19 protein-coding genes are annotated in these 22692 nt (G+C 55.4%); 10 read left to right on the top strand and 9 right to left on the bottom strand.

The window, feature by feature from the left end; all coding sequences use genetic code 11:
* Positions 1–6 precede the first annotated feature (6 nt).
* Together rho and trxA are read right to left on the bottom strand one after the other, a co-directional pair.
* Positions 7–1266 carry a transcription termination factor Rho gene (rho, locus tag D9N13_RS06525; RefSeq protein WP_290588144.1) on the bottom strand — a complete coding sequence of 420 codons (1260 nt, stop codon included), beginning with the start codon at positions 1264–1266 and terminating at the stop codon, positions 7–9.
* 353 nt (positions 1267–1619) lie between these two features.
* Entirely contained in the window at positions 1620–1943 is a 324-nt protein-coding gene (gene trxA, locus D9N13_RS06520) for a thioredoxin TrxA (RefSeq protein ID WP_290587449.1), read from the bottom strand.
* A 256-nt stretch (positions 1944–2199) separates the two neighbouring features.
* On the opposite strand from trxA, the gene ppx reads away from it, so the two are divergent.
* Positions 2200–3711 (top strand): exopolyphosphatase, encoded by a 1512-nt coding sequence (ppx, locus tag D9N13_RS06515; RefSeq protein WP_411268138.1) that lies wholly within the window; start codon positions 2200–2202, stop codon positions 3709–3711.
* A gap of 30 nt (positions 3712–3741) precedes the next feature.
* Here ppx and D9N13_RS06510 read toward each other — a convergent pair whose 3' ends face one another.
* The 3 genes from D9N13_RS06510 to hemB form a co-directional block, all read right to left on the bottom strand.
* Positions 3742–5811 (bottom strand): dehydrogenase, encoded by a 2070-nt coding sequence (locus D9N13_RS06510; protein ID WP_290587447.1) that lies wholly within the window; start codon positions 5809–5811, stop codon positions 3742–3744.
* Positions 5812–5987: 176 nt separating this feature from the next.
* Positions 5988–8114, bottom strand: a complete 2127-nt coding sequence (gene ppk1, locus D9N13_RS06505) for a polyphosphate kinase 1 (RefSeq protein ID WP_290587445.1) — start codon at positions 8112–8114, stop codon at positions 5988–5990.
* 7 nt (positions 8115–8121) lie between these two features.
* Positions 8122–9135, bottom strand: coding sequence for a porphobilinogen synthase (hemB, locus tag D9N13_RS06500; protein WP_290587443.1), 1014 nt, complete (start codon positions 9133–9135; stop codon positions 8122–8124).
* A 109-nt stretch (positions 9136–9244) separates the two neighbouring features.
* Here hemB and D9N13_RS24225 point away from each other — a divergent pair, with 109 nt between their 5' ends.
* The 3 genes from D9N13_RS24225 (at position 9245) to D9N13_RS06490 (ending at position 11744) form a co-directional block, all read left to right on the top strand.
* On the top strand, positions 9245–9928 hold the full coding sequence (locus tag D9N13_RS24225; protein ID WP_317622470.1) for a TVP38/TMEM64 family protein: 684 nt from the start codon (positions 9245–9247) through the stop codon (positions 9926–9928).
* Between the two features lie 20 nt (positions 9929–9948).
* Positions 9949–11409 (top strand): dihydrolipoyl dehydrogenase family protein, encoded by a 1461-nt coding sequence (locus tag D9N13_RS06495; RefSeq protein WP_317622469.1) that lies wholly within the window; start codon positions 9949–9951, stop codon positions 11407–11409.
* 98 nt (positions 11410–11507) lie between these two features.
* Positions 11508–11744: a DUF5062 family protein gene (locus tag D9N13_RS06490; RefSeq protein WP_290587441.1), complete on the top strand. Its 237-nt coding sequence runs from the start codon at positions 11508–11510 to the stop codon at positions 11742–11744.
* Positions 11745–11878: 134 nt separating this feature from the next.
* Here D9N13_RS06490 and D9N13_RS06485 read toward each other — a convergent pair whose 3' ends face one another.
* Positions 11879–13354 (bottom strand): cytochrome P450, encoded by a 1476-nt coding sequence (locus D9N13_RS06485; protein ID WP_290587439.1) that lies wholly within the window; start codon positions 13352–13354, stop codon positions 11879–11881.
* 161 nt (positions 13355–13515) lie between these two features.
* Here D9N13_RS06485 and D9N13_RS06480 point away from each other — a divergent pair, with 161 nt between their 5' ends.
* Together D9N13_RS06480 and elbB are read left to right on the top strand one after the other, a co-directional pair.
* On the top strand, positions 13516–13677 hold the full coding sequence (locus tag D9N13_RS06480; RefSeq protein ID WP_290587437.1) for an alpha/beta fold hydrolase: 162 nt from the start codon (positions 13516–13518) through the stop codon (positions 13675–13677).
* Between the two features lie 63 nt (positions 13678–13740).
* On the top strand, positions 13741–14397 hold the full coding sequence (gene elbB, locus D9N13_RS06475; protein WP_290587434.1) for an isoprenoid biosynthesis glyoxalase ElbB: 657 nt from the start codon (positions 13741–13743) through the stop codon (positions 14395–14397).
* Positions 14398–14459: 62 nt separating this feature from the next.
* Here the strand turns inward: elbB and D9N13_RS06470 are convergent, their stop codons facing one another.
* The gene (locus D9N13_RS06470) at positions 14460–15689 is read right to left on the bottom strand and encodes an MFS transporter (RefSeq protein ID WP_290587432.1); all 1230 of its coding nucleotides are present in this window, start codon (positions 15687–15689) and stop codon (positions 14460–14462) included.
* Positions 15690–15955: 266 nt separating this feature from the next.
* On the opposite strand from D9N13_RS06470, the gene D9N13_RS06465 reads away from it, so the two are divergent.
* The gene (locus D9N13_RS06465) at positions 15956–17233 is read left to right on the top strand and encodes an HD-GYP domain-containing protein (protein ID WP_290587430.1); all 1278 of its coding nucleotides are present in this window, start codon (positions 15956–15958) and stop codon (positions 17231–17233) included.
* 9 nt (positions 17234–17242) lie between these two features.
* Here the strand turns inward: D9N13_RS06465 and D9N13_RS06460 are convergent, their stop codons facing one another.
* Together D9N13_RS06460 and D9N13_RS06455 are read right to left on the bottom strand one after the other, a co-directional pair.
* Complete coding sequence (locus D9N13_RS06460; protein ID WP_290587428.1) at positions 17243–19147, bottom strand: ATP-binding cassette domain-containing protein; 1905 nt, start codon at positions 19145–19147, stop codon at positions 17243–17245.
* Between the two features lie 125 nt (positions 19148–19272).
* Positions 19273–20334 carry a histone H1-like repetitive region-containing protein gene (locus D9N13_RS06455; protein ID WP_290587426.1) on the bottom strand — a complete coding sequence of 354 codons (1062 nt, stop codon included), beginning with the start codon at positions 20332–20334 and terminating at the stop codon, positions 19273–19275.
* Between the two features lie 293 nt (positions 20335–20627).
* On the opposite strand from D9N13_RS06455, the gene D9N13_RS06450 reads away from it, so the two are divergent.
* From D9N13_RS06450 to D9N13_RS06440, 3 genes are all read left to right on the top strand, one after another.
* On the top strand, positions 20628–21359 hold the full coding sequence (locus D9N13_RS06450; RefSeq protein WP_290587424.1) for an FKBP-type peptidyl-prolyl cis-trans isomerase: 732 nt from the start codon (positions 20628–20630) through the stop codon (positions 21357–21359).
* A gap of 197 nt (positions 21360–21556) precedes the next feature.
* The gene (locus D9N13_RS06445; RefSeq protein ID WP_290587422.1) at positions 21557–22105 is read left to right on the top strand and encodes a hypothetical protein; all 549 of its coding nucleotides are present in this window, start codon (positions 21557–21559) and stop codon (positions 22103–22105) included.
* Complete coding sequence (locus D9N13_RS06440; RefSeq protein ID WP_290587420.1) at positions 22105–22692, top strand: penicillin-binding protein activator LpoB; 588 nt, start codon at positions 22105–22107, stop codon at positions 22690–22692. The genes D9N13_RS06445 and D9N13_RS06440 overlap by 1 nt, the downstream gene beginning before the upstream one ends.

The following is a 22692-nucleotide window of genomic DNA, read 5'->3' as shown; positions in this document are numbered from 1 at the left end:
ACGGTGTTACTTGCGCTTCATGGAGTCGAAGAATTCTTCATTGGTCTTGGTATCGCGCATCTTATCGATGAGGAATTCCATGGCTGCGATTTCGTCCATGGGGTGGAGGATTTTCCGTAGAATCCACATTTTTTTCAGCTCATCTTCCGAGGTCAGCAAGTCTTCCCGACGGGTGCCGGACTTGTTGATGTTGATGGCCGGGAAGACGCGCTTCTCAGCGATCCGGCGATCCAGATGCAATTCCTGGTTACCGGTGCCTTTGAATTCCTCAAAAATAACCTCGTCCATCTTGGAGCCGGTGTCCACCAGAGCCGTGGCCAGAATGGTCAGGCTGCCGCCCTCTTCGATGTTTCGGGCCGCACCAAAGAAACGCTTGGGGCGTTCCAGGGCATGGGCATCCACACCACCGGTGAGTACCTTGCCGGAAGAGGGGATTACCGTGTTGTAGGCGCGGGCCAGACGGGTGATGGAATCCAGCAGAATCACCACGTCCCGTTTGTGTTCCACCAGGCGTTTGGCTTTCTCCAGCACCATCTCAGCCACCTGCACGTGACGCGCGGGAGGCTCATCAAAGGTGCTGGCCACCACTTCGCCGCGCACGGTGCGTCGCATCTCAGTCACTTCTTCAGGACGTTCGTCGATCAGCAGTACGATGAGGTGACAATCGGGGCTGTTGCGTGAAATGGAATGGGCGATGTTCTGCAGCATCAGGGTTTTACCGGCCTTGGGCGGTGACACGATCAAGCCACGCTGACCTTTGCCGATGGGGGCCACCAGGTCGATGGTACGGGCGGTGATGTCTTCCGTGCTGCCGTTGCCGATTTCCATCATCAGCCGTTCCTGGGGAAACAGCGGTGTCAGGTTTTCAAACAGGATTTTGTTCTTGGCTTGCTCTGGTCGATCCAGATTAATCTCGTTGACCTTTAACAGAGCAAAATAACGTTCGCCTTCTTTGGGCGGCCGGATTTTCCCGGAAACGGTGTCGCCAGTACGCAGGTTGAAACGGCGTATCTGGCTGGGAGATACATAGATATCGTCAGGGCCGGCCAGGTAAGAACCCTCGGCGGAGCGGAGGAAGCCAAAACCATCCTGCAGGATTTCCAGCACACCATCGCCGAAGATGTCTTCGCCGCTTTTGGCGTGTTTTTTAAGAATGCTGAAGATCACGTCCTGCTTACGGGTGCGAGCCATGTTATCCAGGCCCATTTCGGAAGCGACATTTACAAGTTCAGCAATTGGTTTTGTTTTAAGTTCGGTGAGATTCATTTCCGTGGAGGTCATAATTGATTGTTTAAAGGTAAGGAGAGCCGAAACCCGGCATTACAGACGCGAGGCAGGGCGCTAAAGAGACTCATTCGGTTTCAGATTAAGGAATTGCAGCTCCATAAAGAGGGAGCGATAAAGTCAATCTAGCACTCGCTTGCCAAGGCGTCCAGCATATCAATATCAAACATGGTAAAGCGATTCGTCACGAACGGTTGTAAATGATGATGCATTGAGGTGAGGAATCGATGAGATGCCTGGAACTGCTCTCCGCGTTGCGCTTCCAGCTTGTCAATAGAAGTTGAAGACACAAACACTAAAGGGCCCCCGACCGATGAAGGTCGGGGCTGGGGGTATTATATATTACTGTCAAGGAACGCTGTCAATTGGGATTTTGACAAGGCGCCTACTTTTGTTGCTTCAACATTGCCGTTTTTGAACAGCATCAGGGTCGGAATGCCGCGAATCCCGTACTTGGGAGGCGTATCGGGGTTCTCGTCAATGTTTAACTTGGCGATTTTCAATTTGCCATCATATTCACCGGAGATCTCGTCCAGAATGGGGGCAATCATTTTGCAAGGGCCGCACCACTCGGCCCAGTAATCCACCAGTACCGGACTGTCTGATTGCAGTACTTCGGCGTCAAAGGTGCCGTCAGTTACGTTTACGATGTCGCTCATTTGTCTCTCCAGTTGTGTCATATCCAGCGGATTTCCGACCAGATATGGACCCTATACAAATCTTGTTCCGGCAGATTGTACGTCCCGCGGTGGGGAGTTTCAATCTCAGGGGCGCGGCATTTCGCACTGCCACTGCCTCATTATGATGGTATGATCAGCTGATTATCAAAATGGTCTAATCTGATTAGAGCTAGCTTACGACATCAAACCAATTTTTGCAGCTGCCAATGGCTGTACAGAGAGTGGATGCCCTGTCTTGACTGAATTGCCCACTGTTACCGATTCCGAAATCCCCCACATGGCCGCCATTGATATGGGGTCCAACAGTTTCCATATGGTGATAGCCCGCACTGAATCCGGCGAAATCCGGCCGGTGCAGAAAATTGCTGAAAAGGTCATGCTGGCCACCGGTTTGCAGGAAGACAACAGTCTGGATGAGGCCGCCCTGGAACGGGGGTTGGCGTGTCTGCGGCGCTTTGCCCAGTGCCTGGAAGGCATCAGCCCCAGGTATGTGCGCTGTGTGGGCACCAATACCTTACGCAAGGCCCGCAACGGTAATGCGTTTTTGCGGGAAGCCCGCAAGATTCTCAAATGCCCGGTGGAGGTGGTCAATGGCCGTGAGGAAGCGCGTCTGATTTACCTGGGGGTGTCCCATTCCCTGGCGCAGGAAGACGGCCATCGTCTGGTGTTCGATATTGGTGGCGGGTCCACTGAGTTCATTATCGGCAAGGGCTTTGAGCCCATTCTCACGGAAAGCCTGCACATGGGCTGTGTTTCCTACCGGGAACGTTTCTTTCCACAACGCCAGATCAGCGAACAGGGTTTTCGTCGCGCGGTGATTCGGGCGCGGCTGGAGTTAACCTCCATTGAACGCAGTTACCGCGATGCCGGTTGGGGTGCGGCGGTGGGTGCTTCCGGCACCGTCAAGGCGATCAAGAACGCACTGATTGAACACGGCTGGTATCAGGATGGCATTCATCTTGATGGGCTGTACAAGTTGCGCGACAAGGTGCTTTCGTTTTCCACTCTCGATGATATCGACATTGCGGGTATCAAGGTGGACCGGCGTACGGTGCTGCCCAGTGGGCTGGCCATCCTGATTGCCATATTCGAGCAGCTGGGCGTGGAAAAAGCCCGATTCTCCGACGGTGCCATGCGGGAAGGTATTCTGTACGACATGCTGGGGCGTCACGCCCCGGAGGACGTACGTGAACGCACGGTACGGGCCCTGATGAAACGCTACAGTGTCGATGAAACCCAGGCCGAACGGGTACAACAAACGGCGATGGACCTGTTCCGCCGGGTGGAACAGGCCTGGGATCTGGGGGCGTACTGTCAGGATTGGCTGAACTGGTCGGCGTTGTGTCACGAAATCGGACTGGTGGTATCCCATTCCGGTTACCATCGTCATGGCGCCTATCTGCTCAGTTATTCTGATTTGCCCGGTTTTACCCGTCAGGATCAGAAAATCATGGCAACCCTGGTGGGCTGTCACCGGCGTAAAGTGCGTACTGCGATGCTGGATGAGGTGTTACCGCACCTGCTGGATAAAGTGCGGCGCCTGATCATGTTGTTGCGGCTCGCCGTGGTGTTTAACCGTTCCCGTCGCGATGCCGGCTTGCCTGTGTTCAGTATTGCGGTGCAAGGGGATTCCATCCATCTGGCGTTCGAGCCGGACTGGATCAACCGTCAGCCGTTGTTGCTGGCGGATCTCCAGCAGGAGCAGGATATCTGGAAAAAACTGGGGGCCACGCTCGATTTTGAGTGAGCTGCTTTTGACTGCCGCCGTGGGTGGTGGTCAGTGCAGGGTTGCCTGCTGTTGCAGTGCCTTCAGCTCCGGCCGCTTATCCAGGGCCAGCGTGCGTACCCGTGCCAGGTCCTCCTCCGTGTAGACACCGTTGACACCGGAGATGGAGGCCAGTTGCATGCCGTGTTTCAAGCCGAGCTTGTAGATTTCGCGCACTTTCTCCCATTCAATATTTCGGCCCAGGGTGAAGTTCTCAAAGCGGCCTTCCAGTGCCAATACTATGGTTTCCGCCAGGCAGGCATAGACGACATTTTTGGGCAGGCCGATGTCTTTCATGTGTACGGTTCCCGGCAGGCGGATCTCACCGGATTCGATCACCAGAACATCCGGACGCTTGGCCACATCCTGGGGGGGAATGTCCAGGGGGCGGGCAACGTCGGTAATCACGCAACCGGGTTTCACCCGCATGATGTCGAGAATTTTTTTGCCGGCACCGGAGGTGGCCGTCACGATCATGTCCATGTCACCCAGGTATTTTTCGGTTTTGGCGGTCACATGCACCTGTGCTCCGGGTGTTTCCTGTTCAATGTCTTCTTTCAGGGCCAACAGCTTGGCCGGTTCCGGTGCCACCAGGTAGATTTCGTCTGCGGCTTTGGCCAGCAGGCGGGCACACACCGACCCAATGGCACCGGTGGCGCCCACCACCATCGCTTTGCCCGCCATTTTGCCGCTGGAGCCCACGCTCACCAGGCCCAGTTTTTGAACCGCATCATGGGCGGCCCACAGCGCACCGGACGCGCTGTAGCTGTTGCCTGTGGTGATGGGCAGGGGAGCCCGTTTCGCCACGGTGACGCCGGCATCGCCCACCACCTTGGTGAACGCACCCAGGCCCATGATCTGTGCGCCCAGTTTTTTGGCCATGTCCGCTGCGGCCAGTAAGCGGCGATAGGTGAATTCCGGGCTGTGGGACATGATCTCCCTGGGGGTGCCGCCTACCGTGATCAGCCAGCCTTCGGCTTCGGCACCGGTGGGTGATTGCACGCCGGTTACCCGTGAATACACAAACGGCGGTGCATAGGCAATGATGCGCTCCAGAGTGTTCATGACCAGCGGGGGTGAGACCTTGGACACCAGGTCCAATGGCTTGGCGTTGCGAAAATATTGTTGCGACAGGGGGTGAATCACAAAGGCAAACCGGCTGGTGCGTTTAAAGCCGTTGGGGTAAAGGGTGCGGGGTTCCAGTTCCAGGTCCGCAATGATCTCCACCAGATCATCATCGGTTACCTGTCCGCCCTGCGTTGCTACCGTTGCCATGATCATGGCTTCCAGCACCACAATGCTGATGGTTTGCTCCGCAAACGGCTGTGGTGAGTAATCCAGCACCATGTGCACGCCTTTGTCACGCAGAGCCTGCAGGCGGGCTTCGGAAACCGATGAGGTAATGACCGTTTTACCGGCCAGTTCTTCCAGTCCGTAGCGTTCCAGTTCTTCATAAAATGCCACCACCACGTCTGCCTTGTGCATGGCTTTGCGCATGATGTAGTGATTCCATTCCTTGATGGGCGCCACGCTGGGGGAAAGTACATGGGGAGGGCTCCAGCGCAAAATCTGATGGCTGCCTTTGGCAAACAGTTCCAGGGCATCAAAAGAGGACAGGAACTTGGGTATCCCAAGCTGCAGGACCGGATCGGCAAAGCGCAGGTTTTCGCTGAACTCGGTCAGCACGCGGGCGGTGCGGTAATGATTCATGCCGCTGAACAGCAGTACGTTACTGTTGTTGAAAAAGCCCTTCTGGGTGTTTTGCGTATGGCGTATGGCCCATTCCTGCAGTATTTCACGTAAGCGGGTGCCGCTGGTCACGGGAATGTTCTGGCTGGCGCTTTCCAGGTGTTTGATCAGCTTTTGTTGCAGTTCAAAGGTGCCCACCCGTTGGTGATCGCGCAATCCTTCCAGGGCGATGGCATCGGCTTTGTATTGCCATTGCCGGATCAGCAGCTCTGCCTGCTTGGTATCTTTATCCACCCCGATGCGTTGGATACGAAAAGTCTGGCCGAGAAACTCGGTCTCGAATTCATAGTCGTGATCCGAGCTTTCCAGGCTGATGCTGATGACGGTTTTCATTGGGCTGTCCTTGACTGGGCATGCTATGCAGACGATTTATTGATTGTATCGGGCCCGCTGGCTGCTGTGTGCAACCCAGATCAATATTTGGTGATGCCGTCGCTGCCGAAGAAGATTAAGCCGGGTGCTTTGAAGTGGCCTGCCGAGGCAGGCCGGGGTAGGCGGGAAGCGTGGATTTATCCCAGTTTTTCAACCAGATAGTGCTGTGCCGAAATTCGTTCTTCCCCTTCCTGCGGTTGCAGGCGGGTGTAGCTGCCATCGGAGTTCATGATCCAGGCCTGGCAATTGTCTTTCAGATAAATTTCCAAACCTTCCTTGTAAGTGCGGGCCCGGAGTTTGTCGTCCAGAATGGGGAAGCTGATTTCCACCCGCCGGTAAAGGTTGCGCTCCATCAGATCCGCGCTGGCCAGATAGATGCTGTACTCGCCGTTTTGGTGGAAATAGTACAACCGTGTGTGTTCCAGAAAGCGCCCGACGATGGAGCGCACTTCAATATTTTCCGAAACACCGGCAATCCCCGGGCGCAGGCAGCACATGCCGCGCACAATGAGTTTGACTTCCACCCCCGCCTGCGAGGCGCGGTACAGCTCCTCGATGATTTCCTTTTCGGTCAGGGAATTGCATTTGAATATAATTTTCGCGGGTAAGCCATTGAGCGCGTTGTCCCGTTCCTGCTTGATGTGCTGAATCAGCAGTTCCTGTTGCAGGGTGAAGGGTGAATGGTACAGGTGCCGCAACTGTGCCGGCCGGCCCATTCCGGTCAGTTCCTGAAATATTTTGTGTACGTCTTCGGCCAGTTCCTCGTTGCAGGTCAGCAGGCTGTAGTCGGAATACAGGCGGGCGTTGCCGGCGTGGTAATTTCCGGTGCCCAGATGCACGTAGCGCTTCAGCTTGGCGCCTTCGCGCCGTACCACCAGCATCATCTTGGCGTGGGTTTTGTGGCCCACAATGCCGTACACCACGACCACCCCGGCTTCCTGCAATCGAGCCGCGATTTCCAGATTGCTTTCCTCATCAAAGCGCGCCCGCAGCTCCACCACGGCGGTCACTTCCTTGCCGTTGCGGGCAGCTTCCACCAGCAGGTCCAGAATGTCGGAGTTGGTGCCGGTGCGGTACAGGGTCTGCTTGATGGCCACCACGTCGGGATCGCGGGAAGCCTGTTTGAGAAAATAAATCACCGGCTGGAAGGATTCGTAAGGATGGTTCAGCAGAATGTCGCCACTGGTGATGGCGGCGAACATGCGATCACTGCGCTGCAGGTCACCGGGCAGTTTGGGTTTGAACGAGGGAAATTCGTGATGGGTGCGGGCCACATCCAGCACCGACATCATCCGTGTCAGATTGACCGGGCCATTCACCCGGTACAGCTGCGTCTCGTCCAGGCCGAACTTATTAAGCAGAAACTCGATCAGCTCATCGGGCATATTGTCCGCCACTTCCAGGCGAACTTCTTCACCGTAACGGCGGGAATACAGTTCGCCCCGCAGCGCGGTGGACAGATCCTCCACCTTCTCTTCATCCAGGAACAGGTCCGAATTGCGGGTCAGTCGGAATTGATAGCAGCCGGTGGATTTCATACCCGGAAACAGATAGCCGGCATGATAGTGGATGATGGACGATAGAAAGATAAAATTGTCGCCGCTCTCGCACACGTCATCGGGCATGCGAATAATGCGGGGCAGGGATTTGGGGGCCGGTACCACCGCCATACCCAGTTTGCGGCCAAAGGCGTCGTTTCCTTCCAGAGTCACCAGAAAATTGAGACTTTTGTTCACCAGCCGGGGAAACGGGTGCGCCAGGTCCAGGCCGATGGGGGTCAGCACCGGGGCCACCTGTTGGCGGAAGTAGTGTTTGATCCATTTCACTTGCGCGGCCGACCAGCTGTCGCGGGCAATAAAATGAATGTTTTCCTGCGCCAGCAGGGGCAGCAAGTCATCGTTGAGCAGGTGATACTGGCGCTCAATGGCCGCATGACACATGTCACTGATGAGCTTCAGTACATCTTTGGGGTGCATGCCATCGGCTTCCGGGCGGGCCTGGTTGAAGGCGATATCCCGTTGCAGGCCCGCCAGGCGGACTTCGAAAAACTCATCCATATTGCTGCTGAAGATCAGCAGGAATTTCAACCGCTCCATTAACGGCAGTTCCACATCCTCGGCCTGCGCCAGCACCCGCAGATTGAACTCCAGCAAGCTGATGTAGCGGTTGCAGTAATAGGCACTGTCCCCCAGGTCAATCTGGGGTTCCAGGGTATCCGGGGTCGCATCGTTAGGGTCGGTGGTGACGGTTGATTGTGTGGTCATAGTGGACTCAGCGGTTTAGCAGTTCAGCAGCGTACTTGGCAAAATAGGTGAGGATGCCATCGGCACCCGCTCGTTTAATACAGTTTAATGACTCCAGCGTGACCGCATCCCGGTTGAGCCAGCCATTCTGGAAGGCTGCCATGTGCATGGCGTATTCACCGCTGACCTGGTACACAAAAGTGGGAGCGCCAAATTGATCTTTGACCTCCCGCACGATGTCCAGGTAGGGCATGCCGGGCTTGATCATCACCATATCGGCACCTTCCTGCAGATCCAGTGCCACCTCGTGCAGGGCTTCCTGGCGGTTGGCCGGGTCCATCTGGTAAGTGAACTTGTTGCCACCCTTCAGGTTGGAGGCGGAACCCACCGCGTCCCGGAAAGGCCCGTAATAACTGGAGGCATATTTAGCAGAATAGGCCAAAATGCAGACATTAATATGACCAGAGGCCTCTAATTGCTTACGAATTGCACCGATCCGACCGTCCATCATGTCGGAGGGGGCCACCACATCCGCCCCGGCTTCGGCGTGGGACTGGGCCTGCCGGATCAGTGTTTCAACGGTAATGTCATTAAGCACGTAGCCCGCATCGTCAATGATACCGTCCTGGCCATGGGTGGTGAACGGATCCAGTGCCACATCCGTGATCACGCCCATTTCCGGGGCGGCGTCTTTGATGGCCTTGATGGCACGCTGGGCCAGGCCATCGGGATTGTATGCCTCTTTGGCATCGAGGGATTTTTTGTCCTGTGCTGTCACCGGAAACAGGGCAATGGCAGGAACACCGAGGCTGGCGAGGTGTTTGCTTTCCTGCTGTAACAGATCCAGGGAGACCCGTTCAATTCCGGGCATGGAGGGAATAGGCTCGCGTTGGCCTGAACCTTCCAGTATAAACATGGGGTAAATCAGATCCGCCGGGGTCAAGCTGGTTTCCCGCATCAGGCGCCGACTGAAATCCTGGCGTCGCATGCGACGCATGCGGGTGGCAGGAAACGGGCCCCGATTTAGAGTTTTGCCTGTCATGTTGTAACCTTTTCACTTTTGCTGAGTGGATATCATACCCGTTTTCGGGGGAGTACGTCAGAATGCACATTGCGCCCAATGGAGTCCGGGGGCGATTACTGAGGGAATTATGCTGAAGAAAGTTGTCATTTTGCTTGTGCTGATCACGGTGGTGACCGGCGCCTGGTTTGTGTTTGATCTGCACCAGTACTTTTCATTTTACTACATTCAATCCCAGCAGGCGGCCTGGCAGCAGGCATTGCAGGAAAACCCGTTTACCGTGGCGTTTATCTTTTTCGCAGTGTATGTGTTGGTGACCGCGTTGTCCCTGCCCGGCGCAGCGGTGATGACCCTGGCGGCGGGGGCATTGTTCGGGGTGGTATACGGTACCATCCTGGTATCCTTTGCCAGCACCATTGGCGCCACCCTGGCCTTCATCATTGCCCGTTACATTGCGCGGGATTGGGTGCAGGCGCGCTTTGCCCAGCAGTTGCACACCATCAACAAGGGTATTGAGGAGGAGGGCGGGTTCTATTTGTTCAGCCTGCGTTTGATTCCGGCGTTTCCGTTCTTTCTGATTAACATCGTGATGGCTCTGACGCCGATCAAGGTGTGGCAATTTTACTGGATCAGCCAGCTGGGCATGCTGGCGGGAACGGTGGTGTATGTGAATGCCGGCACTCAGCTCAGCCAGCTGGAGTCCATGCAGGGCATTCTATCGCTGGATTTGATCCTGTCGTTCGTGGCCCTGGGGATATTGCCGCTGGTGGCCAAAAAACTCATCAATGGTATCAGGGCGCGACGGACAGCGTGAGAGGCAACATGAGTGGCGATATGAATGACTATAAGAAACCAAAATCCTTTGACCGCAATATGGTGGTGATCGGTGCCGGTGCCGCCGGCCTGGTGACCTCCTATATTGCCGCCATGGTGAAAGCCAAAGTCACCCTGATCGAAGGTCATCGTATGGGAGGGGATTGCCTGAATACCGGTTGTGTGCCCAGCAAAAGCCTGTTGCGCACCGCCGGGGTTTTGCATGACATGAGCCGGGCGCGGGAATTTGGTTTGAAGTCGGTGACTCCCGAGTTTGACTTTGCCGATGTGATGGAAAAAGTGCAGCGTAATATCCGGGCCATCGAACCCCACGATTCGGTGGCCCGCTACACCGGGCTGGGGGTGGAGTGTGTGCAGGGCTATGCCCGCCTGAAAAGCCCTTGGGAAGTGGAGGTGAACGGGCAAACCCTCACCGCCCGCAGCATTGTCATTGCCACCGGCGCCCGCCCGGCGATTCCGCCCATACCCGGGTTGGCCAATACCGGCTTTTTAACCTCCGATACGGTTTGGGAACTGAGGGAAAAGCCCAGGCGTTTAGCGGTGCTGGGGGGCGGCCCCATCGGTTCGGAGCTGTCGCAGGCCTTTTCCCGCCTGGGGGTGGAGGTCACCCAGATTGAAATGCTGCCCCGCATCTTGATGCGCGAGGATGAGGAGGTGTCTGCGCTGGTGACCGCCAATTTCACCCAGGAAGGAATCCAGGTGCTCACCAATCACAAGGTCGTGGGGGTGGACCGTTATGCCCGGGACAAAGTGGTGATTTGCGAGCACAAAGGCAAGCGGGTGGCGGTGCACTGTGATGAAATTCTGGTGGCCGTGGGCCGTACCGCCAACACCGATGGTTTGGGCTTGGAGGAACTGGGCATCGCCCTCAACAGTAATCGCACCATTAAAACCGATGCCTATCTGCGGGTGCCCAACCATAAACACATACTGGCTTGCGGCGATGTGGCGGGCCCCTATCAGTTTACCCACACCGCCGCTCATCAAGCCTGGTATGCCTCAGTGAATGGCTTGTTTGGTCATTTGAAGAAATTCAAGGCGGATTACTCGGTGATTCCCTGGGCGACCTTTACCCAGCCGGAAGTGGCCAGGGTGGGCTTGAATGAGCTGGAGGCCAAAGCAAACAACATTGCCTATGAGGTGAGTTGTTACGGCATTGATGATCTGGACCGGGCCATCACCGATGAGGAAGCTTACGGCTTTGTGAAAGTGCTCACCAAACCCGGTAAGGATAAAATCCTGGGGGTGACCATCGTGGGGCAGCATGCGGGGGATCTGATAGCAGAATACGTGCTGGCGATGAAACACGGTCTGGGGCTGAATAAGATCCTGGGTACGATTCATATCTATCCCACCATGAATGAAGCCAATAAATACGCCGCCGGAGAATGGAAAAAAGCACATAAACCGGAATGGCTGCTGCGCTGGGTGGAAAAATATCAGAACTGGCGACGGCGCTGAAGTACCGCTGCCGGTATTGAGATAAGCTGATAGGATATTTGCTCCTGCAGCACGGACAATAACGTTCTATGCCATGGGCACCGAAGGGCAGTGAAGCCATGAAAAAACTTAAGAACGAAAAAGAGCTGGTGAAAAAAGCGCTTGAAGAAGGCATGAGATACGGCGAGGAAAGGGGGGTTGTGGAATTCGAACCCACGGATTCCGCAACGGAGAAAATCGAGTACATCTATCGATTGCTGGTGCACGATAAACTGATCCAGCCCATCCCGCAGGATCAGATATCACAGGGCGCCATGCGGCATAAACTGGCTATCTGGGCATCAAAGCTCAAGTAAGCGGTTCTGCTTTTGAAGCGCCTGCCTGATGCTTGCAGGCCCCTGCCATTCACGCTGGAGTAAGCAGGGGCGCTGGGTGGTGAGCACCACGTCAATGGTGTCACGTTGGTGTCACGTCAATGGAATGACAGCCCTCAGGCCGAGCGGCGCATTTCCGGTAAACCCGCGGTGACGGGTTTGACTTCCTTCACGGTCACCAATACACCATCCTTGGGCTCAGTCTGACCACCCACCAATCGGGGGGTGGGCAATTGATCGTTGTGGATGTAATCCTCATTGGATTCGAAGGTCACCCGGCGCACGATCTCAGCCAGAATGATGCGTAACTGCTGACGTGCCTGGGCCATGCCGGCGCAGGCACGGCGGCCACCACCAAAAGGAAAGAATTCCCAGGGTTTGGGTTTGCAGCTACCGTCAAGCCAGCGCTCAGGCCGATACTCATGGGCATCCTCACCAAACACGTCCTTACGGCGCTGGGTCAGATACATGCAGGGTGCCACGCAGGTACCCGCCGGCATCAACCACTTGCCCAGCTGGGTGTCTTCGGTCAGCCAACGTACAGTGGCGGGAGCAGAAGGTGACAGGCGCTGGGATTCGTTGAGGCAGGCGGTAATGTAAGGCAACTCACTGATGGTGAGCGGATCGTATTCCCCCAGTTTGGCAACTGACTCTGCCACTTCGTCGCGTACTTTTTGCATTGCCCGGGGGGTTTTCAACAGCCAGATCAGCATCCAGGAAGAGGTGGCTGCGCTGGTTTCATGGCCGGCCACCAGCATGGCAATGGTTTCCGAGATGATTTTTTCCATCTCCAGAAACTCGCCGTCATCGTATTTGGCGCGGGCGAATACCGAAAGCAGGGTGGCTTCGTTCTCGTCCATGCGGGCGCGAATATCATTCACATCCTCGCGAATCATTTTGGCCAGTTGCACCTTGTAATCCAGCGACTGTTTCCAGGGTAAAATGCCCTTTTTCAGATTGCCAAGCTTGTCCTGCTCGCAGCGCTTGATGTATTTGGCGTTGAGTTTGGCCCGGAACTTCCGTGCGCCCATTAGCTGGCCGATGGTGAACATGGTGTCGTTGGTGGATGTGCTTAGCCAGCCGTTCATCAGCATTTTGTAGTGCTCCTTGCGGGCACCATGGCGCAGGCCGAACAGCGTGTAGCAGATGATGTCCAGGGTGATGTCACCCACCACCCGGGGAAAATCAAACTCCTGACCCACCTGCCAGGAATCAATGTGCTCACTGATGATCTCATGCATCACCCCGGCACGATTCTTCAGTTGGGCCGTGGCCAGGGAAGGGATAATCCGTTTACGGGAATCCTGGTGCTTCTTGAAGTTTTGAAACAGCACACATTCTTCCCCGACATCAATGGGGATCTGCACGGCAAACGGATCATATTGCTCCGGTTTAAGCGAAAATATATCCCGTACCACGGCCGGGTCCCCGGTCCAGACCATGGGGCCCTGTCCGGGCAGGGTGAGGGTGAAGGAATCACCGTACTCGTCCTGAAAGCGGTCCAGGTTGTTCCAGATATCCAGGCCAAGGCTGAGTGCGTGTTTGATCTTGCCGCCCTTGGGGATCGGCGGGAGCTGGGGTTGCTGAGGCATGACACTACTCTTGTTTGTTGTTTTCGGTCGGGTTGCGATGAAATTTAGTATACGCTGTATACTGTAAAGTAGTTGTCACTGGATATCAACATGGAGTTTTATTGGGTTGACGCAGGCCCCGGGATGGGGTCGACTGACAGAGCCGAATCGGCGGTCACGATTTGCTGCTGCACGCCAATCCCGGTGATAGCCGGGATTTCGAGGCGGTGTCCGCAGCCCTGGCGGACTATGGTCGGGTGATTGCCTTGGATTGGCCGGGTTATGGGCGCTGCCCACTGCCCCACTGCACCGGCGAGGTGGCACAATTGGATCAGGAATCGTAAGCTGTGCCCAGAGGGCAATTGAGTTGAATATACCTTGAACCAGATTGAGAACGGAGGGTAACAATGGCTAAGAAAGTAGCGGTGATTCTGGCGGGATGCGGCGTCTTTGACGGCGCGGAAATATACGAAGCCACATTGGTGCAGCTGCGCCTGGATGAAGCCGGGGCTGAGTTTCAATGCATGGCGCCCAACGTGGATCAGATGCATGTGCTGAATCACATGACCGGAGAGGAAATGCAGGAAACCCGCAACGTGCTGGTGGAAGCCTCCCGTCTGTGCCGTGGTGAGATTATTGATCTGGCGGACGCCAATCCGGACGATTACGACGCGGTCATCGTACCCGGTGGCTTCGGGGTGGCGAAGAACCTGTCCAGTTTTGCGGTGGATGGCCCCGGCATGAGTGTAAACGAGGCGTTTTTGAAGTTTGTTCAGGCGCTGCACAAGCAGGGCAAACCGGTTGGGCTGGTGTGTATTGCCCCGGCATTGGCACCGAAACTGTTTGGGGATGGGGTCAGGTGTACCCTGGGCAGTAACGATGATGATGCCGCCAAAGCGGTGGTGGCCATGGGTGGCGCCCATGAACAATGTGCGGTGGACGAGATCAGCATTGATGAAGAGCGCAATCTCGTGACGACACCGGCCTATATGCTGGCCGGCCGTATCAGTGAAGCGTCTGCGGGGATCAGTAAACTGGTGGAGGCGGTACTGGCACGGGCATGATCGGCTTTTCACCCGTCCCGGCGCTGACAATGGGCTCCCTTTGCCCATCAAGGCACAACGGCCTAAATACCCTTCTGTTTTCGGTTGCGGCGCAATACCGCCATTGCCAGTAAACCGTTCAACAGGGCCGCCGCTGCATAGGGTGCCATGGTGTGCATCTCGTAGAGAATGGCCCCCAGCGTCGGGCCCAGGATGAACCCCAGCGCCGGCGCCCCGGCGATGATTCCGGCAACGGCGCCCTGTTCTTCGGCGGAAACCGAGAGGGATGCGGTGGCAGAAAACCCCGGCAGTGCCAGGCCGAAACCGAAACCGATAAACGAAAACGCAATCAGGGCATCCCGCTCCCACTGCAGTTGCACCAGTACCACATACCCTGCCAGCATCATGGGCAACCCCAGAAACAACAGGGTGGATGGCGCCAGTTTGAGCCGTGCCACCACAAGCAACTGAGCCGTCAGCGCGAAAATAGCCGAACAAATAAAGGCGTGGGCCACGATGCTTGCGGTTTGCTCCGGTCCGATCAACAGGCGATCCTGCACCAGATACCCCACCGTTTGCTGGCACATGGCATAGCCCAGAAACATCAAAACACCAATCAGCAGGGTGCCGGCATAACGGGGGTCGAAGTAGGAATGCAGGGTGCGCAGGATTTCCCGCCCGATATGGATCGGAGCATGGGGAGCCTGCACGTCATGCCGGGGCAACCATTTCCACACCACCAGCGCCGTAAGCAGGGTGATTACGCTGGCCGCCAGCAGCGGCGCCAGCAAATGCAGCAGAATCAGGGGGGCAGCCAGCGCCGGCCCCAGGATAGTGCCCAGACTGTGAGCGGAACCCAGCAGCCCCATTCCCTTTACCCGTTGTTCCGGTGTGGTGATATCCGCCATATAGGCCGTGGCTGCCGGGGTTGTGGCACCCATCAGAGTGGATTGCAGCATTCGTGCGACCGACAGCGCCAGAAACAACATCGTACCCTGCAGCCACCACTGCAGCCCGGCATAGAACACCGCAGCAAACAACAGCGTGCCGCAACAGTAACCGTAGAGGCCAATCTGCATCACCTTACGGCGCCCGTATACACTGCTGATGCGCCCCCACACGCCACTGCTGAGGGCGAAAATAATGGAAGAGAACGAGATGATCAGCCCACCGTGGATTTCCTGCAGCCCCACGCTGCGGATCAGCGGCGCCAGAACGGCAAAAACAATGAACTGTCCCATGCCGATGCTGATGATGCAGGCCATGAGAATAAACTGGATTAGGCTGAACGGTACCGGTGCTGGCTGGGGCATGAATCCGCGCATGTTGATGATGGGGTGGTCATTCTAAGTTGACCGCCGTCAGTGTGGTATGACGAAAATCGCCAATCGTACTGACTTTGAGCCACCTGATATCCTTCCGCCGGGTGCTTAACTCAATGAATTTCAATGGATTTATAGGCGGGCAGCAGGGTTACGCACGTGCGCTGAATTGTGTTGAAATTTTGTAGTGCGAGAGGGCGAATTTTATTTCCTGAGCTAAAGTTATAGGGTGAGCAGTACGAGCAAATTCCGAATTAATGAAGAAGAATACGACCCGAATCCGGGAAACCATTAAGGTTCCTACCGATCAGCTGAAGCTGGGTATGCATGTTTCCCGGCTGGACCGGCCGTGGCTGGACACGCCCTTTCTGTTTCAGGGTTTTTCCGTGCACGATGTGGATGATCTGACGGCGCTGAAAAACATCTGTGAATACGTTTATATCGACGTGCTGAAAACCGGCCGTGTGAACTCCGCTGCCCGGTCAGCGTTGGTGGGGCAGGGCAAGCCGAAGCATTACGAGATCGTCACGCCGGTTGAAAAAGAGATTAAAGAGGCCAGCCAACACTACAAGAAAAGCTTCAGTGAGGTGGAGCGGCTTCTGGATACCGCTTACGCCGACGGCCGCATTGATACGGATGAGATCCGGCGCCACATCAAGGACTGTGTGGACTCCATTGAGCGCAACCCCTCTGCCATGATGTGGCTGACGCGGATTAAGAATGTCGACAAGTACACGGCGGAACACTGTTTGAATGTGGGCATTCTGGCCATTGCGCTGGGGCGCCATGTGGGGGTGGGGCGTAAACATATGGAGCTGTTGGGCCTGTGTGGCATGCTCCATGATGTGGGCAAAATGAAGGTCGATCAGGCGATTCTCAATAAACCGGATCGTCTGACCCGGGAAGAGTTTGAACACATGAAGTTGCATGTGGTGTACGGCCGGGAAATCCTGGTACAGGACAGTACTCTGCCCAATGAGGTTATTGGTGCCGCCTACAATCACCATGAACGTCAGGATGGTAAGGGTTACCCCACCGGCATGGATGCCGCGGCATTGAATTTCTACACCAAGGTGGTGACCATCGTGGATGCCTATGATGCCATCACCAGTCAGCGTTGCTACAGCAAAGGCAATACGTCGGCAACGGCCCTGAAAATTCTGTACGAAAACAGCGGCACGCAATTTGATCCGCGGCTGGTGGTTAAATTTATTGAGTGCATCGGAATCTATCCCCCCGGGGCATTGGTGGAGATGAGTTCCGGTGAGGTGGGTGTGGTGCTGTCAGTGGAGCCGGAAAACCGTTTATTGCCGAAAGTGGCCCTGCTGCTGGATGCGGACAAACAACCGGTGGCGCAGCGCGTGGTGGACCTGAAACTGGAGCGGGATAAAGGGCTGGAGAATCCCCATCGCATTAAAACAGTGTTGATGGACGGCTCCTACGGAATCGACCTGGCGGAGTTCACCCAGCACAATATCAATATGGGTGAAGCGGCCGGCTTTATGGCAGACCGCTCTCAGGATAGCGCCGAATAGCGGCCACGGCTATTGCGATTGCTGCAGGGTTTGTAACGTTTCTGATGCTTCCAACCACGCCATTTCGGTGGCTTCCAGTTGCGCAGCGACGGCCCCCTGACGTTGCAACAGCTCGGTTAGCTGTTCCTTGTTTGCCGCATCATAAATATCTTCTGCGCTGAGCCGTGTTTCAATCTGCTTTTTGTCTGCCTCCAGTTGGGCCAGGCTCTGTTCCAGCTTCTGGATGCGGTTCTTCAGCGGCCGTAACTGGTTACGGATTTCAGCCGCTTTCTGCCGTTCTGCTTTTTTATCCCGTTTGTCTTCCCGGTTTTGGCCCGGGGAATCGTTGCTGCTTTGTTGGGCCTGCCGATAATCCACCAACCATTGGGCGTAGTCTTCCAGGTCACCGTTGAAGGGTTCCACTTTGTTGTGGGCCACCAGAAACAACTCGTCGGTAGTGGAACGCAGCAAATGCCGGTCGTGTGACACCAGTACCAGGCCGCCTTCGTACTCCTGCAGGGCCAGGGTCAGGGCCAGACGCATTTCCAGATCCAGATGGTTGGTGGGCTCGTCCAGCAGCAGCAGATTGGGCTTGTGCCAGATAATCAAGGCCAGCGCCAGGCGGGCCTTTTCACCCCCGGAGAAGCGGGCGATGGTGTCGTGAACCGCATCGCCATGAAAGCCGAAGCTGCCCAGGTATTTGCGTAGCGTCAGCTCATCGGTAGTGGGAGCCTGTCGTTGCAGGGATAGAAAGGGTGTGGCGTTACTATCCAGTTGATCCAACTGATGTTGGGCAAAATAACCAATGCGAGTGTGCTCCCCCAGTTGTTTTTCACCGGACACCAGCTCCAGTGTTGCCGCCAGGGTTTTGATCAGGGTGGATTTGCCGGCCCCGTTGGGGCCAATCAGGCCGATTCGATTGGCCGGCCCCAGTTGCAGCGAGACCTGCTGCAGTACCGGTTTACCGTTGTATCCCAGCTCCGCGGATTTAATGTCCAGCAGTGGATCAGACATTTTGGCGGCAGCGGGGATGGTAAAATGAAACGGTGAATCCACATGAGCCGGCGCGATTTTTTCCATGCGCTCCAGCGCCTTGACCCGGCTCTGTGCCTGTTTGGCTTTGGTGGCCTTGGCCTTGAATCGGGTGATGAACTGTTGCAGATGGGCAATTTCTCGCTGTTGTTTTTCAAAAGCAGATTGTTGATTGGCCATGCGCGCCGACCGCTGAATCTCGAAACTGGAATAGTTGCCGCTGTAATAATTGAGCTGCTGGTGTTCTATATGCAGAACATGTTGAGTGATTTCATCGATGAATTCACGATCATGGGAAATCAGGATCAGGGTGCCGGGATAGGCTTTCAACCAGTCTTCCAGCCATAGAATGGCATCCAGATCCAGGTGGTTGGTGGGTTCGTCCAGCAGCAGAATATCAGACGGGCACATCAGTGTTTGTGCCAGGTTCAGGCGCATGCGCCAACCGCCGGAAAACGATTGCACCGTTGCTTTCAGTTGATGTTGTTGAAAACCCAGCCCGGTCAGTAGTTTTGCAGCCCGGGATTCCGCGCTGTAGGCATCGATATCATCCAGTTGCTGATGACACTGCGCAATGGTGTGCGCATCATTGTTCAGTTCTGCCTGTTGCAGCCGGTCCTGCAGTGTGCGCAGGGGCCGGTCCCCATCGATGACGTAATCCAGCGCGCTGCGATCCAGCGCCTCCACTTCCTGCGCCATGTGGGCAATCCGGCTGCCATTGGCGATGTTCACCGTGCCGGCATCGGGGCCGGTCTCACCCAGGAGCAACGCGAACAGGGACGATTTGCCGCAGCCATTATGCCCAACCAGCGCGATATGCCATCCCGGATAGGCGGTGAAAGTGGCGTCGCTGAGGAGGCATTTGTTGCCCCGATACAAATTTACTGATTGCAGTTGGATCATATTGCTCTGGCTTGTACAACAAAGAGGGTGGGCAGAATACCCAATTCGCGGCCATGAAAAAAGGGCTGATCCGGATACGGGTCAGCCCTTTTCTGCTTGAACGCTTAAGTTACTTAGGTGGTGACTTATGCGTCCTTGTCAGGATCGAAGATACTGCGATCCGGAGCAGTGGGTGCTTCAACAGGCTTCAGTTCAAATGGCTTTTCTTCTGCTTTGGGTGCTTCAGGAGCCGGTTTGGGCGCCGGAGCCGGCTTGGGAGCCACTGGTTTCGGCGCTGGCTTGGGTGCAGGTTTCGGTACTTCAGCCTTAGGCGTTGCCGGTGCTACGGGCTTTGCTGCAGGCTTGGCGGCCGGTTTTGTTTCCGCAGGCTTTGTTTCAGCTTTCGGAGTTGTGGGTTTGGGGGCCGCTGCTTTCTTCGTCGGGGCGGGTTTTTTGGCCGCGGGCTTTTTTGCAGGCGCTGCTTTCTTTGCCGGAGTGGCTTTCTTAGCGGCTGCCTTTTTCACCGGGGCTTTCTTGGCGGTCGCTTTCTTAGTGGTCGCTTTCTTGGCGGGAGCCTTTTTCGCTGCCGCTTTTGTGGGAGCAGCCTTCTTGGGAGCCGCCTTTTTTGCCGCAGTTTTCTTGGCTGCAGGTTTTTTAACGGCCGCTTTCTTTACCGGGGCTTTCTTGGCTGCGGTTTTCTTGGCCGCGGCTTTTTTGGCGCTGGCTTTTTTCGCTGTGGCCGCCTTTTTGGCTGCTGCTTTGGCTTTTGCCGCCGCTTTCTTACGTGCTTCAGCTTCTTTCTTGGCCAGGGCTTTGGCTTTATCCGCCGCTACCTTGGCTTCTGCTTTGGCTTGGGCAGCCAGTTCCTTTTCAACGCCGGTCACCGCTTTTTTGATTTTGGCAGCGTTGGCGGCCTCTTTCTTGGCAGCAGCCTGGGCATCTTTGGCGCTGGCCAACGTCGCCTTGGCTTCGGCCAGTTTGGCTTTGGCCTTGTCAGCGGTCTTCGCACTGGCTTTTTTGGCGGCGGCCTGGGCTTTGTCTACGGCTTTTTTCGCCGTGGTTACGGCTTTGGTGGTTTGGTCGACGGCTTTTTTACGGGCCGCTTCCAATTGTTTCTCCAGTTTTGCGATCTGGGCTGACAGATCAACCACTGGATCTTTTTTTGCTTTCACGGCATTTCGTTTCGCCGTGGTTTTTTTTGCTGCCATAATCAAAGTTCCTCAGCTGTGATTTTGGTGACGCAGGTGCCTGCAATTATACGGGTTGTCTAAACAATATCTACCTTTCTTGTGATAGCACATGCACACTGGAACGCAAAATATTTGTTGACCAGGGTTCAGATAACGGGGCTTTCTGTTACCATCGGGAGCGTCCCCAGAAGATAACAATACAATCCGGAGAGAAAGTGGGGCCTGGTTATTGATGTCCACGGGTATAGCCGCCCGACTTTTCGATACCTGTTCGGCCGATTTCCGGGTATTCATTCGAGACAGGAGAAAGCATGAAACACTACATAATAGTTGCTACCGCGATGGCCGCTCTGGTGGCCTGTAAAGGTGAGGCCGGTAGCGAGGAGACCGCAGCAAAAAAGGAACCCACCCTGATGCTGCAGACCGAAGATCAGAAAGCCAGCTATGCCATCGGTATGAAATTCGGTGAAGGCATGGGGCGTGATTTGAAGGACGAGCTGGATATCGATGCCTTCTATAAAGGGTTTGATGACGGCTTCAATGGCCGTGATTCCAAGATGACCCAGGAAGAGATGGTAGCGGCGATGAATGCGCTGCAGGCCCGGAAAATGAAAGAGCAACAGGCAGCCCAGACCAAGGCGCTGGAAGAGAACCAGGCCGCCGGCGCGAAATTCCTGGAAGATAACAAGGCCCGTGATGGTGTTGTGGTTACCGAGAGTGGCCTGCAGTATGAAGTGATTACTCAGGGCGAGGGTGAATCACCGGACGAAAACGACAAAGTAAACGTACACTATCACGGCACTTTGCCGGATGGCACCGTGTTTGATAGTTCCATTGAGCGTGGTGAGCCTATTTCGTTCCCGGTTAATGGTGTTATCAAAGGCTGGACTGAAGCACTGCAACTGATGAAAGTGGGTGATAAGTGGAAACTGTTTATCCCCTCCGATCTGGCCTACGGTGCCCGCGGCGCCGGCCCCAAAATCGGCCCCAATCAGGCACTGGTGTTTGAAGTGGAACTGCTGGGTGTGGAAAAGGTCGACTAAGCGGATCAGGGTGAACCTGAACCACGAAGACAAAAAAGGGCGCCTGTAATGCAGGCGCCCTTTTTTATTGATTGTGAACTTTTTACGCTTTTATCATTCCTATTCGATAAGCGTGGCGATATGGATTAAGCTTGCAAGGATATTACAACCATTAGAAAAGGCCTTTGATTAGGGCTTCTGATTAAGGAGTAATCACCATGATCCGCCCCCTTTTAGGACTGATGACGTTGTTACTGGTATCGGTCTTATCCGCCTGCAGCAGCTCCCCTACCATCGAAAGTGACCTGGGTATCAAGGGTGCCCCGGACTGGGTCAACGAGGGTACCCAGGCAGTGGATAACGATGATGGCCGCTTTGTTTACGGGGTGGCGTTTGCGCCTCCGCTCAATGATGAATCCCTGCAAACCTCCACGGCAGATAGCCGAGCCCGTGCCGAAGTGGCGCGTATGGTGTCGACTTACATCGATCATACGCTCAGTGATTACGCCTCCAGTACCGGTGACAGTGCCACCAGCAGTATCCAGCAGACCCTCAACAGCAGCACCCAAACGGTGCTCAACGGGGCCAGGATTAAAGGCCGCTGGAAAGACCAGAATTCGGGCAATATCTACTCTTTTGCGGAAATGGACATGAAAGCACTGGATGACGCCATCACCACGGCAGGCAAGCTGTCCCAGAATTTCAAGGATTTCTATCAACAAAACGCCAACGCCAACTTTGACCGATTCATGAAGGATTCCCAGTAATGAAGCATTGGATACTTATTCTCGCCGCTGTTGTTCTGTCTGCCTGTGCCACCTCTGTTGAACGGGTTGCGTCTGACTCCACCATTGATTTGAGTGGTGCCTGGAACGATACCGATTCTCGTCTGGTGGCGGAGGAAATGATTCAGGATGCCCTGTCGCGTCCCTGGATCGGGGAGTTTACCGGTCGTACCGGACAACGCCCTGCCGTAATCGTGGGCACGGTGCGCAATCTGAGCCACGAGCATATCAACGTCAAAACCTTTGTGGCGGATATGGAGCGTGCCCTGGTGAATTCGGGCCGAGTGGACTTTGTGGCATCCCGCGATGAGCGCGGTGAGGTGCGTGACGAGCGTATCGATCAGGATCTGAATGCCCGGGAGGATACCCGTAATGCAGCGGGCCAGGAGCTGGGTGCGGATTTCATGCTGCAGGGCCAGATCAACACCATCATTGATGCAGAAGGAAAAGAACAGGTACGTTACTATCAGGTGGATTTGACCATGATCAGCATGGCTGATAACCGTAAGGTCTGGTTGGGTCAGAAGAAAATCAAAAAATACGTGAAGAACGCCAAGCTGCGTTATTAA

Origin of the sequence: Ketobacter sp. GenoA1 (assembly GCF_003671475.1) — a bacterium.
In the GTDB taxonomy this organism is placed as follows: Bacteria; Pseudomonadota; Gammaproteobacteria; order Pseudomonadales; family Ketobacteraceae; genus Ketobacter.
This window is presented reverse-complemented; position numbering and strand designations above follow the sequence as displayed.

Excerpts from the sequence above, each read along its gene's own strand:
- rho (WP_290588144.1), bottom strand. The coding sequence starts at position 1,266 with ATGAATCTCACCGAACTTAAAACAAAACCAATTGCTGAACTTGTAAAT.
- trxA (WP_290587449.1), bottom strand. The coding sequence starts at position 1,943 with ATGAGCGACATCGTAAACGTAACTGACGGCACCTTTGACGCCGAAGTA.
- D9N13_RS06510 (WP_290587447.1), bottom strand. The coding sequence starts at position 5,811 with ATGAAAACCGTCATCAGCATCAGCCTGGAAAGCTCGGATCACGACTAT.
- ppk1 (WP_290587445.1), bottom strand. The coding sequence starts at position 8,114 with ATGACCACACAATCAACCGTCACCACCGACCCTAACGATGCGACCCCG.
- hemB (WP_290587443.1), bottom strand. The coding sequence starts at position 9,135 with ATGACAGGCAAAACTCTAAATCGGGGCCCGTTTCCTGCCACCCGCATG.
- D9N13_RS24225 (WP_317622470.1), top strand. The coding sequence starts at position 9,245 with ATGCTGAAGAAAGTTGTCATTTTGCTTGTGCTGATCACGGTGGTGACC.
- D9N13_RS06495 (WP_317622469.1), top strand. The coding sequence starts at position 9,949 with ATGAATGACTATAAGAAACCAAAATCCTTTGACCGCAATATGGTGGTG.
- D9N13_RS06490 (WP_290587441.1), top strand. The coding sequence starts at position 11,508 with ATGAAAAAACTTAAGAACGAAAAAGAGCTGGTGAAAAAAGCGCTTGAA.
- D9N13_RS06485 (WP_290587439.1), bottom strand. The coding sequence starts at position 13,354 with ATGCCTCAGCAACCCCAGCTCCCGCCGATCCCCAAGGGCGGCAAGATC.
- elbB (WP_290587434.1), top strand. The coding sequence starts at position 13,741 with ATGGCTAAGAAAGTAGCGGTGATTCTGGCGGGATGCGGCGTCTTTGAC.
- D9N13_RS06470 (WP_290587432.1), bottom strand. The coding sequence starts at position 15,689 with ATGCCCCAGCCAGCACCGGTACCGTTCAGCCTAATCCAGTTTATTCTC.
- D9N13_RS06465 (WP_290587430.1), top strand. The coding sequence starts at position 15,956 with ATGAAGAAGAATACGACCCGAATCCGGGAAACCATTAAGGTTCCTACC.
- D9N13_RS06460 (WP_290587428.1), bottom strand. The coding sequence starts at position 19,147 with ATGATCCAACTGCAATCAGTAAATTTGTATCGGGGCAACAAATGCCTC.
- D9N13_RS06455 (WP_290587426.1), bottom strand. The coding sequence starts at position 20,334 with ATGGCAGCAAAAAAAACCACGGCGAAACGAAATGCCGTGAAAGCAAAA.
- D9N13_RS06450 (WP_290587424.1), top strand. The coding sequence starts at position 20,628 with ATGAAACACTACATAATAGTTGCTACCGCGATGGCCGCTCTGGTGGCC.
- D9N13_RS06445 (WP_290587422.1), top strand. The coding sequence starts at position 21,557 with ATGATCCGCCCCCTTTTAGGACTGATGACGTTGTTACTGGTATCGGTC.
- D9N13_RS06440 (WP_290587420.1), top strand. The coding sequence starts at position 22,105 with ATGAAGCATTGGATACTTATTCTCGCCGCTGTTGTTCTGTCTGCCTGT.